Here is a 13,395-nt window from a genome sequence, read left to right on the forward strand (position 1 = left end):
GTCAGGCTTCGTAGATCGCGTAGTGCTTGCGGGTGCGGGTGACGACTTCCCAGATGCCGGTGAAGCCCGCCGGAATGACGAAGGCGTCGCCCTGTTTCACCGTCATCGTCCTGCCGCCGTCCGCGACGATGCGGCTTTCGCCTTCGAGGATGTGGCAGAACTCGTGCTCGGTGTAGGCGATGCGCCAGGCACCGGGATCGCTTTCCCATATGCCGGAGAAGAACTTGCCGTCGGGCGAGGCGTAGAGGTTCCAGACGCGGTTTTGCGGCTGGCCGGAGACGATCCGGTCCGGCGCGGGGGCGCCGGTTTCGGGCGCGAGGCCGACGATGTCGAAGGGGATGAGCGCGTTCGTCATGGAGGGCTCCGTTGTTGCGGCGGCGGGAGCCTAGCACGGGGCGCCGGTCTGGCCGGAAGCTTGCGTGGCTTTACGCCAGAGCGGACGACTGTTCCAAAAAGGGACAGATAGTGCCAGGAGCGAACGATGAGCTTTTCGAGCGACGATTTCCTGTCCCCGATTGCAGCGCGGCGGCGGCCGCGCGGCACGGCACGATTCCGGGCGGGATACGACGCGCGGCTCGCCCATGCGGCGGGGGTGACGGTTTACGAGAGTTTCGAGGCGGCGGAGCCCCAGTGGCGCGCCTTCGAGGGGCAGGCCGTGGGGACGGCGTTCCAGAGTTTCGACTGGCTTTCGGCGTGGCACCGGCATGTGGGGGCGGGGCTCGGCGTGGCGCCGGCGATCGCGGTGGTGGCGCGGCAGGGCGAGCCGCTGATGCTGGCGCCGCTCGGCATCGACCGGTATTTCGGCCTGCGCCGCGTCGCCTGGATGGGCGGGCGGCTGGCGGACTACAAGGGGCCGCTCGTCGCCGCCGATTACGCCGCGCGATTGGGCGAGGGCGGCTTTCCGACGCTGTGGCGGCATATCCGCCGCGCGCTGCCGCGCCACGACCTCGTGATGCTGGACAGCCAGCCGGTGGCGCTCGGTGCGCCTTCGGCGCCGCTTGCCAATCCCTTTGCCGCGTTGAAGGGCGCGCCGGCGCCGGACGCGGCCTATGTGTTCGACCTGCCTTCGACATTCGAGGAATTCTCGCAACGCTACCGGCCGGAGACGCGGCGCATCGACCGATCGAAGTTCCGCAAGCTGGAAGCGATGGGCGATGTCACGTTCCGCTTCGCGGAGAGAGCGGACGAGATGGTGGCGATGACGGATGAGATTCTGGGCCGCAAGGCGGCGCAGCTTGCCGCGCAGGGGATTTCGTCGATCTTCGGGGAAGAGAATTATCGCGCGGCCTGGCTCGACCTCGCGGCGCTGCCGGAGGAGCGGCGGCTGCTCGAAGTGGCGGAACTGCGGCTCGACGGGGAATTCCTGTCGGGCAGCATCGGCCATCTGTGGAACGGGCGCAGCACGCTGATGGTGCATACTTACGACGCGACGAAGCTGCCACGGCTTTCACCGGGGCGGCTGCATCTGCTGAAGCTGCTGCAGTCGAGCATCGAGCGCGGCATCGAGGTTTACGATCTTTCGGTCGGGTATCTGCCGTACAAGGAGAGTTTCTGCAACGCGCCGATGGAGATGCGGAACAGCGTGACGGGAGCGAGCCTTGCCGGCGTGCCGGCGGCGGCCGCGATCCGCACGGGGCTCGCGGCGAAGCGGTTCGTCAAGAACGACCGGCGGCTGATGGCGCTGGTGCAGAAGCTGCGGGCAAGGCTCGCCTGAGCTTGCTTCATCTATTGACATTCATATTGCCAATTTAATGACGGCTGCGTAGTCTTCTCCCGGTTCGTCAGGGAGGAAGACATGCTGCGCATCACCGGTCCCCGCATTCTCGTTATCGTTCTCGCGCTTTTCTACGGCGCGTTCTGGATCTGGTATGGCGGCGCGGGGCGGCCGCTTTCGCCGGACGAGATCGACCGTTATTTCGCGCTGCTCGACGAGCGCGCGGAGGGGAGCGGCACGCTGGGGCTTCGCGCGCCGCTGGAAGCCTGGGCGCGGAAGGATGACGGGCGCGAATTCCTGATGGTGAACCTGATGGATGACCCGGCCGATCCCAGGGCGGCGGAGGCCTATAATGCGATGATCCTGCCGGCGCTGATCCGGCGCGGCGGCTTTCCGGTGTTCATCTCGCGGCCTTTCGCTGCCTTCATTCAGCCGGACGGCATGGAGGAGTGGGACCAGGTGGCGATCGTGCGCTACCGGAGCCTGCGCGATCTTTTCGAGATGGTGACGGCGCCGGAGGCGAAGGACATCCAGCACCTGAAGGAAGCGTCGGTGTCGAAGACGCAGGTGTTTCCGACGCATGTGGTGTTCAGTTTCGTCTGGGTGAGGTTCATCGTGGGCGCGCTGCTCGTGGCGCTGGGCGCGGTGGTGCATCTGGGGCTGAGGTATTTCCACTGGTACAGGCGGGCCTGAGGCTCGGAAACTGTTTTGAAAAGTTCAACGCTCCCCCGACCGTCGACCTCTTCATTCGTCATTGCGAGGAGCACCGAAGGTGCGACGAAGCAATCCAGGGGCAGCAAATGCTGTGCCTGCGGCCCCTGGATTGCTTCGCTTCGCTCGCAATGACGGGGTAGGATTCACGGCTCCACCAAAGCAGCGGGAATTTTTCAAACAGTTTCTCAGCGCGGGTGCGCGTCCCACGGCTCCAGCACGCCCGCGATGCGGCGGGGAAGGGGCATTTCCATCTGGGCGATGGCGGCGGCGGAAATTTCCTCGTGGTTGAGCCAGCGCGAGGTCTCGCCCTCGCGGACGAAGCCGAGGATCACCTGTGCGTAGACGATGTCCGGCTGGCGGCCGAGCGCCTCGGCGCGGAGCGTGGCGATGGAGGGCGCGCCGTCCTCGCCGGTGAGGAGCGAGCGGCTGCCCATGATCTCGATCAGGAGACCGCCGGGCGCCACCAGCGCGTCGAGCGCGGCGCGCAGCAGCTCCGCGCGCGGACGAATCCAGGTGAGGGCGACGTCGAAGGGGGCGTGGGGCTCCAGCGCGGCGAGGAAGGCGGCTTCGTCGTCATAGCTTTGCGCGACGCGGACGAGCTTCGTGTCCAGCGTATCGGCGCCGAAGGAGAAGCCGTCGGCACGGCGCGAGGCGAGCACCGCCTTGTCCGAACGGGCGACGGCGTGAGCCGAAGCCGCGTTCAGCATGCCCGTGGTGCCGAGGAGGAGGGTTGTCGTCACGGGCCCGGATCAGTTGGTGAGGTCGTTCCAGCCGTCGCGGAAGGCGTGGCCGATGCGGGTGAAGAAGTTGCCGGTTTCCTTCGCGGCGTCGCGCGTGCCGTGGCCGATTTCGGTCGTCACTTCGTCGGCGGTGTTGCCGACGGTCTGAACCGCGTCGCGAGTGCCGTGGCCGATGGCCTTTGTCGCGTCGCGGGCGCCGTGGCCGATGGTGCGGCCGCCTTCCTTGACGCCGTCCACCGCCTGACCGACGGGCGAGCGCTGGTTGCTGTCGCCGTCCTTCGCGAAAGCCGGGGCGCCGGGGATCGCCAGCGAAATCGTCAGTGCAAGGATTGCGAGTATCGCGCGCATGTGTGTGTCTCCATGAAAGGTCTCGGTCTTGCGGGGACTATAGGCGGGGAATATGGCGAAAGAGTGCAGGTCAGAACATGCCTTCAGGTGGCGGTTTCTTCTTCCTTTTCCGCTCGATCATGATGCCGGGATAGCCTTTGAGCGGGGCCAGCGGCTCGCCATTATAGGCCCAGTCGGGCATCTCCTTCAGGCCTGCGTGGTAGCGCGGTTCGCGGCCGGTGCGGGCGGCGAAGAGGGCGCGGGGGAGGTTGATGACGTGGCGGGAACGCTCGCGTTCGTAGAAGAGCGGCGTGCCGCAGCGGCGGCAGAAGCTGCGGGCGGTGCCGGGCTCTTCGTAGCGGGTGATGTCGTCTTCGCCGGCGGTGACGCGGAAGCGTTTCTTCCAGCTTCCGACCCAGCACATGGCGGCGGCGCCCGTCGTTTCGCGCGTCGCCTGCGAATGATCGTGCCAGGCCCAGAGGGCGGGAACCATGATCTCGAAGCGGACCGCGCCGCAGCGGCACTTGCCCGGTGCCCACTGGACATGGGCGAGGGTGCGCCGCGCGGTCACGCGGCCGGCCTTTCCTCCGCCAGCCCGGCATCGTCCTTTTTCGTCAGGCGGTCGAGGAGGTAGAAGAGCGCGGCGCCGGCGACCATGCCGGCGAGGCCCATGACGAGACCGGCGTCGAAGGTTTCGGGCAGATAGGCTTCCGAGACGACCAGGCGCATCTTGCCGCCGATCTCCATGTATTCGCGGTTCTGGAACGGCCAGACGGCGAGCAGCGAACCGCCCATGAGGCCCGTCACCGCCAACATCACGGCTTGCGCGTGACGCTGCATCAGCGCGGTGACGAGGCGCGAGAGCGAGACGGCGGCGAGAAGGCCGCCCGCCGCGAAGGGCGCGAGATAGTCGAAGTCGATATGCGCGAGCGCCTCGATGGTGGCGGCATATTTGCCGAGGACCAGCAGGATGAGCGCCGCGGAGACGCCCGGCATCATCGCCGCCGTGACGGTGAGCGCGCCGCAGAGGAAGACGAACCAGATTTCGTTCGGCGTGTCGACCGGAGTCAAAAGGGCGAAGGCGGCGCCAAAGGCAACGCCGAGCGCGAGCCAGCCCCAGGCGATGCCGTGGGGACGGTGACGGCGCAGCAGCGCGACCGTGGCCGCGGCGAGGAGGCCGAAGAAAAGGCCGAACATGATTTCCGGCAATTCCTCGCTCAGGGTTTCGAGCGGCACGACACGGCTGAAGAAGACGATGGCGGCGGCGCTGCCCAGAAGCAGGGGCACGAGGAAGACGAGATCGGCGCGGCGAAGCGCGGAGACGAACTGGCCGCGCGCGAGAAGGCGGAGGAACTCCATGTCGAGATGCGCGATGGCGCGCATCAGGCGGCGATAGAGGCCGAGCATCAGCGCCATGCTGCCGGTGCTGGCGCCGGGCATGAGCTGGGTGGCGCCGAGGCAGATGCCGCGGAGGAACTGGCGCGCGGGATTTGGATTGTCGCTGTCTTCGCGGCCGATGCGGGCGACGATCAGCAGCCAGTAATCCACCACGGGGTCCGAGAGGCGGCGAACGCCGCGCTGCAGGTGGTACATGGCGGGGGTGCCGAGCAGGACGCCGGCCGTCAGCAGGGTGACGAAACCGCCGCCGACCAGCGCATCCGTCATCCAGTGCGCGCCGGCCGCCATGCGCGGCAGGGCAAAGACAAAGGTGAGCGCGGCGGCGAGGAGGCCGAGGCGGCGGCCGAGACCGAGGCTCCAGGTGAGGGCGAGCAGCATCATCACCGTGGCGTGGTCGCCGGGGAAGCTCGTGTCTGAGCCTTCCTTGGCAAGCGACCAGGGAATGTAGGCCTGGATCGAATGAACATGTTCCAGCGCGAAGGTCGGCGAGAGGCGCGGATATTCGATCAGCTCGCGCTGGAGACCGATGACGACGAGGAGGAGGATGCCGACGGAACCGCCAAAGGCGAAGCCGTGACGGAAGCGGGGAAGATCGTCGCGGGAAATGACGATCATGTAGATGACGAGGACGATGAGCGCCGAGACATAATCGAAGCGGCGGTCGCCCGTGAGTGCCCAGAAGGCGGCGATGACGTCGTTCATCGCGACGGTGGCGTTCAGCAGGCGGAAGATTGCGACGTCCATCGCATCCCAAAGGGCGCGCGTCTCCGGCCAGATCCACGAGGCGGCGAGCAGGAGCGCCGCGCCCGTCCAGAGCAGAAGCCGTTTCACATTCCAGCCCGGCGTGAAAACGCCATAGGGATCGCCGCTGTGCATCGTGTTCATTCCCGTTTGGTGAATCATGGCGATTATAGCCGCTCGGTCCGTGCTTCAAGGCTTTTCGGGGCCGGGAGCGGCCATGGCGCGCGCTTCGTAACGGATTATTGATTTGCCGTTGCACAGAGAACACTTTTGAGTTCGTCCGGTTCAACAGGGGAGGCGGCAATGACCGGTTTTCTGGAAGCCTTGCAGGCGGCGAGCGAAGCGCAGGACGCCTATGTGGCGACGCTGCCGCTTTGGGTGCAGTACTGGATGTACTGGATGCTGGCCGTGCTCGGGCTCGGCAGTCTGGTGTTTTCGTTCTTCCGGGTGGAGGCGCGGTGGCTGTTGCTGTCCTTCGTGGTGACGATCGTCGCGACGATGGCGCTCGGCATGGCGGTGGGCTGGAACAAGCTCTGGGGTGTCACGCATCTCGTGCTGTGGACGCCGGTGCTCGTCTACTACATCCGGCGCTGGCCGCTGGTGGAGAAGAAGAGCGTGTTCGGCGTCTGGTTCGTGGCGGCGACGGCGACGCTGGCGGTGTCGCTGGTGTTCGATGCGAAGGATTTCGTGGAGTATCTGTTGGGGGTGTGAGGGGGAGAAGGGCGATGTTGACACTAAGGTGTCTTCAGACTTTCTGCTCCGCGAGATTTAGAGCTCTGTGGAGCATTGGGTGTATGTGAATGCGTGTATCTGTATCAACCATCTCGACGCTTACCACGGGCGTATCTTGATAGGCATAGATGAAGCGCTCTTGGGCTCCTGTCTTTATACCGATTGCGCCAATTCGGTAGAGTTCGCAAGTTACCATTTTTGCGATTCTCAGTAGGTGAGGTATCGTCTGATTTTTCAAGTAGGCTGCGCATTCGTTGGCAATTAGATCGCAGGGCGGGCATTCAATGCCCGCTATATCGATCACCAAATCCTCTACAAAGTCCTTAGTAGAAACACTACCTAGTGTGAATCGAACGCCGTGCTTGGCAAACTTTCGTACCGCAACTGCCAGAGACGGTAAAGCACTCCGCCATTCCTCTTCCAATGCTTGGAGCCGTATGCGCGAATATTCCCCCTCCGCTGCGCGAATGTCTCGCGCGGTCACTTGGCTATTTCCTTGAGCTTGCGTGAGGCATAAGTTTACGAAGGAAATTATGTCACGAGGGCGATAGAGGGTGCGCTCAACCATATAATCGAATGGCTCACGTCGACCAACGTTCGTCGAGAAAACATCACCGAAGTGAATGTTTTCAGATGTATATTTTCGCCGATATAGAAAATTCACCCTCTTCTCGACCAGCTGTTTTAATTGATCTTTCTTCCACACAATCCTGAGAAAATAGTCGTCGTACTTTTCTCTTTGAAAACCTAAATCCTTAGACTCCTGAATTACGCGTTCGAGCACGTCTGCCCTCATGGCCACGGCAATTTTTAGCGACGGAATTTTTCTGAAGGATTTTAGGCATTCGATCAGAGCGCGTATCAACGAAAAGCGTATTGATTCATCCACCCATTTTTCGTCAAGTCGATCAATGAGAATATAAAACTGCCTGAACTTATCTCCTTGGTCATATTCAGCTAGAAGATCTAGTACTTTTGAAAGTTCTGTTAGCTGATCTGCGTTTACAATTTTTTTTGCTCGAGAAGTAACTTCGGCTCTCTTCTCAGCGCTAAGTGTTCTTGAGTAGCCAGCATTGGCCTTAAATTTTTCAACCTCTAACCCTAGCGATGCTCCAATTTGCGATTCAAGTTTTGATGTAATCTCTCGGATGTTCGTGTCCATCGTAATCCAAAATTTGTCTTCCCAATTCTCCAGATATTTAATTGCACTATTCTTTCTGTCGTTTTTAGAGAATGCTTCCCGTATGCGGCTGAAGATGCCTCGAGAGTCATCTGCATTTTTTACACTAAATCTCATCCTGATAAATTCAATGCACAGGACATGCTTCCACAGAGCTTGAAAGAATAAATCTAGATCTATATCGAGGGCGTTTAGAAAACGGATAATGTCCGAGTTGGCTATATAATTCAGGGCCAACTCATGTAGATCGATTTTGTCTACGTGGTCTTTCTGATGTTCGACCATTCGAATGATAGCTGTTTTGCCGGAGCCGGTGCGTCCAGATACGAGCATCTGCGGACTTGTTGTATCCAACACAGACGCGAGGGCTGGATGGTCAACAAAACAGTTGAAAAGAAATTCATCGTCGTTTTCGGCGGCAATATTGCCGATCTTTGTGTCCGGTCGAATGACTATAGGATTAGATTTTGCGTTCATAGTGTCCCCCCTCCATACGCTTGCGCAAAATAGCACAAGACGTCCTGAATTTGGTAGGTTGAAAAACTCTGAAAGTTAGTTCGTGGACGGATATTGGGATCGATTTCTAAAATGCTTTTGGCCTCGAATAAATTCCCTGATCTCCTATTGTTTTGTAAGGAAGCCGGAAAGGGATGTATCGCGGGGCACGGGAAGATTTTTGTGGAGTATTTGATGGGGGATGTGGGACGCGGGTATCCCCCGCTTACCCCTCCCCAAAGTTCGCGGGGCGAATTTTGACCCTCCCACAGGGGGAGGGTGGTGGGAGGCGATCGTTTAGTCCGTTCCTGCCAAACATTCGGTGTCATCCCGGCACTTGTTGCCGGGACCCAATCCACGTCGATGCTTGTTGTGCAGGTTGTTGGTGCTCTGGAGGGCGCCAAGGCGTTTTCCCCCTTCTCTGCTGAGGGAACCAATGGGTCCCGGGCACAAGGCCCGGGATGACACTGAGATTTTTTGGAGAAGAAGGCCGAGCTAACGCTTCTTGTATTTCCGCGCGCGTGTTCCTGGCTTGCCTGAAGTGGAGCGGCCCTTGGTGGCCGTGCGCGCGACGCTTTCCTCGACGGCCGATTGCCTTGCCATGGGGTCGTCGGCAATCGCGAGTTCCGTCGCTTCGAGGCGTTTGATTTCGTCGCGCAGTCTTGCGGCGGTTTCGAATTCGAGGTCGGCGGCGGCGTCCTTCATCTTGCGTTCGAGGTCGGCGATGTGGGTGCGGAGGTTGTGGCCGATGAAGCTTTCGTCGGCCTCGCCGGTATCGACGCGGACATGGTCGCGCTCATAGACGCTTTCGAGGATGTCGCCGATGTTGCGGCGGATACTCTCCGGCGTGATGCCGTGTTCCTCGTTATAGGCCTTCTGCTTTTCGCGGCGGCGGTTCGTTTCCGCGATGGCGCGTTCCATCGAGCCGGTGATCTTGTCGGCATAGAGGATGACGCGGCCATCGATGTTGCGCGCGGCGCGGCCGATGGTCTGGATGAGCGACGTTTCGGAGCGGAGGAAGCCTTCCTTGTCGGCGTCGAGGATCGCGACGAGGGCGCATTCCGGGATGTCGAGGCCTTCGCGCAGCAGGTTGATGCCGATCAGCACGTCGAAGGCGCCGTGGCGCAGGTCGCGGATGATCTCGATGCGCTCCAGCGTTTCGATGTCGGAATGCATGTAGCGGACGCGGATGCCCTGTTCGTGCATGTATTCGGTGAGGTCTTCGGCCATGCGCTTCGTGAGCGTGGTGACGAGGACGCGCTGGCCCTTCGCCGCGACCTCGTGGCACTCGGCGATGAGGTCGTCGACCTGTGTGGCGACGGGGCGGATGATGGTGGGCGGATCGATGAGGCCGGTGGGGCGGATCACCTGTTCGACGAAGACGCCGCCAGTCTGGTCCATCTCCCAGGGGCCGGGCGTCGCCGAGACGAAGACGGATTGCGGCCGCATCGCGTTCCATTCCTCGAAGCGCATCGGGCGGTTGTCGACGCAGGAGGGCAGGCGGAAGCCGTATTCCGCGAGCGTCGATTTGCGCTTGTAGTCGCCCCGGAACATGCCGCCGATCTGCGGGATGGTGACGTGGCTTTCGTCGGCGAAGACGAGGGCGTTGTCGGGGAGATATTCGAACAGGGTGGGCGGCGGCTCGCCGGGCTTGCGGCCGGTGAGGTAGCGCGAATAGTTCTCGATGCCGGCGCAGGAGCCAGTCGCCTCCATCATCTCGATGTCGAATTGCGTGCGCTGCTCGAGGCGCTGCGCTTCGAGAAGCTTGCCCTGGCCTTTCAGTTCCTGGAGGCGGACCTGGAGGTCATGCTTGATCTCCTCGATCGCCTGGCTGAGAGCGGGGCGGGGCGTGACGTAATGCGAATTGGCGTAGAGCTTCACTTCCGTGAACTTGTCGGTCTTGTGGCCGGTCAGCGGATCGAACTCGGAAATCTCCTCGATCTCGTCGCCGAACATGCCGATGCGCCAGGCGCGGTCTTCGTAGTGAGCGGGGAAGACTTCGACCGTGTCGCCGCGCACGCGGAAGGTGCCGCGGCCGAAGGCCTGGTCGTTGCGCTTGTATTGAAGGGCGACGAGGTCGGCGATCAACTGCTTGCGGTCGAGGCGCTCGCCGACTTTCACGCTGAATGTCATGGCCGAATAGGTTTCGACCGAGCCGATACCGTAGATGCAGGAGACGGAGGCGACGATGACGACGTCGTCGCGCTCCAGCAGGGCGCGCGTCGCCGAATGGCGCATGCGGTCGATCTGCTCGTTGATCGAGCTTTCCTTTTCTATGTAGGTGTCGGTGCGCGGGACGTAGGCCTCGGGCTGGTAGTAGTCGTAATAGGAGACGAAATACTCGACCGCGTTTTCCGGGAAGAAGCTCTTGAACTCGCCATAGAGCTGGGCGGCGAGCGTCTTGTTGGGCGCGAGGATGAGGGCGGGGCGCTGCGTGCGCTCGATCACCTGCGCCATGGTGTAGGTCTTGCCCGAACCGGTGACGCCGAGGAGGACCTGTTCGCGCTCGCCCTTGTTGACGGCCTCGACGAGTTCGGCGATGGCGGTGGGCTGGTCGCCGGCGGGCTGGTATTCGGAGACGAGGTTGAGGCGGCGGCCGCCCTCGGATTTCTCCGGGCGCTCGGGGCGGTGCGGTTCGAAGAGGGGCCAGTTGGCGGGGTCGCCCTGCAGCGCGCCCGCCCATGAATCGCGGTCGGGCACGAGGGAGCTTTCGGGCACGAAGCTCGCGCCCGGTGCTTCGGAAAAGCCCGCAGCTCCCTTTGCCGGGAGAGGCCGTTCGGAGGTCCGCCCGAAAGATTTGAATTTGTCTCGCGCCATGAAGGCAATATGGCGCGAGTCAGGCGCAGTTCAAAGGGTGCGGGTCTACCGCGACGGATTTTGCACGGGCGCGGGCTCCTGCCAGTCGGGCGTTTCGACGGGCGGGATGGTGGCCGGATTGTCCTGCGTCACGCCCGTTTGGGCGTTTTCCATGCCCATTTTCGGCGGGCCGAAGAAGGCCCAGGCGACGGCGAAGAGCAATATGATGACCGCCGCGAACGAGATCGCGAAGACGTAGCGCGTTCCGGTGCCGGTCGTGCCCTGGCGCACCTCATCCGTTTCTTTCGTGGGGCCGGCCATTTCGTCTCCTTCTGCTTGTCCCATACTCAGGCAGTGAACTAGCGCGGGGAGGAGACGAGGCAAGGCCGGGGGATTCCGGTGCTTTCCATAGCACGGGCCATCTGCAATTCTCGGGGCCATGACCGATCCCGCGAATCTCCCCGCCGCAGATCCGGCGCGCTCCGGCGCGCACTGGACGATCTATCTGCCGTCGCTGGTCGTGGCTTTCACCTGGGCGGTCGTTTATTTCTGGGCCGAATGGCAGGATCCGCCCCTGACGGCGATCCGGGCGGTGGCGCTGGCGATCGAGGCGGTGGTGGTGCCGCTGCTCCTTGCCCACGCCTTTCTGCGGGCGCGGGTGCTGCGGGCGGAAATCGCCGGGGACGCGCTCGACATCCAGTGGGGGTTCCCGTGGAAGCGGCGGCTGCGGCTCGACATGGACGGGATCGCGCTGGCGCAGGTGCGGCGGTCCCATGCCCAGCGGCGGTTCGGGGGCGGGGCGCTGGCGCTTATCGGGACGGACGGCAAGCGGTACCTCATCCCCGATCTCGCGGGGGCGGAGGAGATCGCGGCGGCCGTCAACAACAGGAAACGGAAGAGGGACGCCGCGTGAGCCAGGCGATCGAATTCGACGAGGCGGCGGCGCGGGCCGTCGAACAGATGTACCTGACGCCGGACGTCGTGGGCCAGCGGGCCCGCGTGCTGGAGATGCTGGCGCCGAAGCCCGGCGAGCGCATCGCCGATATCGGCGTGGGGCCGGGGCTGCTGGCGCAGGACCTGGCGCGGCTTGTCGGCGAGACGGGCCGGGTGGCCGGGCTCGACATGGCACCGGCGATGATGAAGATGGCGCGGACGCGGCTGGCGGCGCTGCCTCAGGCGGAATGCATGACGGGCGATGCGACCTCGCTTCCATTCGCGGACGGCTCGCTCGACGCCGCCGTGTCGACGCAGGTTTACGAATATGTCGCCGACATGGGGACGGCGCTCTCGGAGCTGCACCGCGTGCTGCGGGCGGGCGGGCGCGCACTGGTGCTCGACACCGACTGGCGAAGCGTGGTCTGGCATTCATCGGACGAGGCGCGGATGGGGCGGGTGCTGGCCTGCTGGGACGGGCATCTCGCCGATCCTCATCTGCCGGCGAAGCTCGGACGGCTTTTCGCGCGGGCGGGCTTCCAGGTGCTCCGGGTCGAGATCGTTCCGATGCTGGCGGCCGGATGGCAGCCGGTTTCCTATGCGGCGGGCATCATGCGCGCGATACACGGGTTCGCGCGCAACAATGGCGAAGCGCACGGACTGTCCGCGGAAGAAATCCAGGCGTGGTACGACGACCAGTTGCGGCTGATCGAACGGGGAGAATTTTTCTTCAGCGTCAACCGCTATGCGTTTCTGGCGGTGCGCTGACCCGTCAGTCTTCCGAACCGAAGATCGCCATGAAGCAATCGATGCAGCGGTGGATCTTTTCGTCCGTATCCGGCGGCAACCCGATCTCCTTGTCGAAGAGCGCGGGCCATACGAAAATTTCCTTGAGAATACCGGAGCCGATGCGCGCGCTGAAGGCGCTGTCGTGCGGTCGCAGCATGCCTCGCGCGATCATCTGGTCGACGACGGCCTTGAAGCTGTCGATGCGGCGCGTGCCGAGCTCCGCATAAGTTTCGCGAGCCAGTTGCGGCGCGCCGGGCACTTCGGCCATGACGATGCGCATCAGCGCGTTTGCATCCTGCTCGAACTGCGCGGCGAGATAGGTCCGGCAGGCCTTGTAGAGAATATCGCGAACCGTGTCGTTCGGAGCGAAGAGGCCGGAATAGTCGCCGGCGCTGCGCGCGACCTGCTTCACGACGGCAACGAAGAGCGCTTCCTTGGAGGCGAAATGCTTGTAGAGCGTCGCCGTCGAAACGTCGGCGTCATGCGCGATTTCGGCCATGCCGGCGCCGGCATAGCCATGGGTCAGGAAATTCTTCCGGGCGGCATCGACGATGGCCGCGCGCTTCATTTCACTGACTTTTCTCCGATGCGTGTCGGTTCCCGTCGGCATGATATCCGGCTGCGCTTTTTATGCGGCTTCAGGACCGATACATCTGCAGGTAAGCGTCGATGCATGCACCGAGCTTTGCCTCCAGATCTTCCGGCTTGCAGAAATTCTGGGTGAACAGAGCGGGCCAGACAACAAATTCTTTCATCATGCCGCCCAGGTAACGCACACCTGCCTCGGTGTCGTGCGGCTTGAGGTCGCCGCGTGCGACGAGCCCGTCCATCACTTT

The 13,395-nt window shown here is 62.8% G+C and carries 15 protein-coding genes; 5 read left to right on the forward strand and 10 right to left on the reverse strand.

Annotated elements, in window-relative coordinates:
* Nucleotide 1: 1 nt before the first annotated feature.
* Nucleotides 2-355, reverse strand: coding sequence for a cupin domain-containing protein (locus Q8S60_RS15340; RefSeq protein ID WP_305668695.1), 354 nt, complete (start codon nt 353-355; stop codon nt 2-4).
* 126 nt (nt 356-481) lie between these two features.
* On the opposite strand from Q8S60_RS15340, the gene Q8S60_RS15345 reads away from it, so the two are divergent.
* Together Q8S60_RS15345 and Q8S60_RS15350 are read left to right on the forward strand one after the other, a co-directional pair.
* Nucleotides 482-1,714, forward strand: coding sequence for a GNAT family N-acetyltransferase (locus Q8S60_RS15345; RefSeq protein WP_305668696.1), 1,233 nt, complete (start codon nt 482-484; stop codon nt 1,712-1,714).
* Nucleotides 1,715-1,795: 81 nt separating this feature from the next.
* The gene (locus Q8S60_RS15350; RefSeq protein WP_305284051.1) at nt 1,796-2,407 is read left to right on the forward strand and encodes a hypothetical protein; all 612 of its coding nucleotides are present in this window, start codon (nt 1,796-1,798) and stop codon (nt 2,405-2,407) included.
* Nucleotides 2,408-2,613: 206 nt separating this feature from the next.
* On the opposite strand, the gene Q8S60_RS15355 is transcribed toward Q8S60_RS15350, so the two are convergent.
* From Q8S60_RS15355 to Q8S60_RS15370, 4 genes are all read right to left on the reverse strand, one after another.
* The gene (locus tag Q8S60_RS15355) at nt 2,614-3,168 is read right to left on the reverse strand and encodes a hypothetical protein (protein WP_305668697.1); all 555 of its coding nucleotides are present in this window, start codon (nt 3,166-3,168) and stop codon (nt 2,614-2,616) included.
* 9 nt (nt 3,169-3,177) lie between these two features.
* Nucleotides 3,178-3,516: a hypothetical protein gene (locus Q8S60_RS15360; protein ID WP_305668698.1), complete on the reverse strand. Its 339-nt coding sequence runs from the start codon at nt 3,514-3,516 to the stop codon at nt 3,178-3,180.
* 70 nt (nt 3,517-3,586) lie between these two features.
* On the reverse strand, nt 3,587-4,066 hold the full coding sequence (locus Q8S60_RS15365) for a GFA family protein (RefSeq protein WP_305668699.1): 480 nt from the start codon (nt 4,064-4,066) through the stop codon (nt 3,587-3,589).
* Entirely contained in the window at nt 4,063-5,778 is a 1,716-nt protein-coding gene (locus tag Q8S60_RS15370) for an undecaprenyl phosphate translocase family protein (protein WP_305668700.1), read from the reverse strand. Before Q8S60_RS15370 ends, Q8S60_RS15365 begins: the two co-directional genes overlap by 4 nt.
* A 159-nt stretch (nt 5,779-5,937) precedes the next feature.
* On the opposite strand from Q8S60_RS15370, the gene Q8S60_RS15375 reads away from it, so the two are divergent.
* Nucleotides 5,938-6,345, forward strand: coding sequence for a hypothetical protein (locus Q8S60_RS15375; protein ID WP_305276420.1), 408 nt, complete (start codon nt 5,938-5,940; stop codon nt 6,343-6,345).
* A 34-nt stretch (nt 6,346-6,379) separates the two neighbouring features.
* Here Q8S60_RS15375 and Q8S60_RS15380 read toward each other — a convergent pair whose 3' ends face one another.
* The 3 genes from Q8S60_RS15380 to Q8S60_RS15390 all read right to left on the reverse strand — a co-directional run bounded on the left by Q8S60_RS15380 (nt 6,380) and on the right by Q8S60_RS15390 (nt 11,158).
* A complete protein-coding gene (locus tag Q8S60_RS15380; protein WP_305276421.1) occupies nt 6,380-8,023 on the reverse strand; it encodes a P-loop ATPase, Sll1717 family in 1,644 nt (547 codons plus the stop codon).
* A gap of 513 nt (nt 8,024-8,536) precedes the next feature.
* Nucleotides 8,537-10,858: an excinuclease ABC subunit UvrB gene (gene uvrB, locus Q8S60_RS15385; protein WP_305668701.1), complete on the reverse strand. Its 2,322-nt coding sequence runs from the start codon at nt 10,856-10,858 to the stop codon at nt 8,537-8,539.
* A gap of 45 nt (nt 10,859-10,903) precedes the next feature.
* The gene (locus tag Q8S60_RS15390) at nt 10,904-11,158 is read right to left on the reverse strand and encodes a hypothetical protein (protein WP_305276423.1); all 255 of its coding nucleotides are present in this window, start codon (nt 11,156-11,158) and stop codon (nt 10,904-10,906) included.
* A gap of 118 nt (nt 11,159-11,276) precedes the next feature.
* On the opposite strand from Q8S60_RS15390, the gene Q8S60_RS15395 reads away from it, so the two are divergent.
* Together Q8S60_RS15395 and Q8S60_RS15400 are read left to right on the forward strand one after the other, a co-directional pair.
* Nucleotides 11,277-11,750 (forward strand): hypothetical protein, encoded by a 474-nt coding sequence (locus Q8S60_RS15395; RefSeq protein WP_305276424.1) that lies wholly within the window; start codon nt 11,277-11,279, stop codon nt 11,748-11,750.
* On the forward strand, nt 11,747-12,538 hold the full coding sequence (locus tag Q8S60_RS15400) for a class I SAM-dependent methyltransferase (protein WP_305276425.1): 792 nt from the start codon (nt 11,747-11,749) through the stop codon (nt 12,536-12,538). Before Q8S60_RS15395 ends, Q8S60_RS15400 begins: the two co-directional genes overlap by 4 nt.
* Before the next feature lie 4 nt (nt 12,539-12,542).
* Here the strand turns inward: Q8S60_RS15400 and Q8S60_RS15405 are convergent, their stop codons facing one another.
* Together Q8S60_RS15405 and Q8S60_RS15410 are read right to left on the reverse strand one after the other, a co-directional pair.
* Nucleotides 12,543-13,127: a TetR/AcrR family transcriptional regulator gene (locus tag Q8S60_RS15405; protein ID WP_305276426.1), complete on the reverse strand. Its 585-nt coding sequence runs from the start codon at nt 13,125-13,127 to the stop codon at nt 12,543-12,545.
* 70 nt (nt 13,128-13,197) lie between these two features.
* Nucleotides 13,198-13,395, reverse strand: a 198-nt coding sequence (locus Q8S60_RS15410; RefSeq protein ID WP_305668702.1) for a TetR/AcrR family transcriptional regulator C-terminal domain-containing protein, incomplete at its 5' end; no start/stop codon positions are given.

Origin of the sequence: Parvibaculum sp. (assembly GCF_030694575.1) — a bacterium.
In the GTDB taxonomy this organism is placed as follows: domain Bacteria; phylum Pseudomonadota; class Alphaproteobacteria; order Parvibaculales; family Parvibaculaceae; genus Parvibaculum.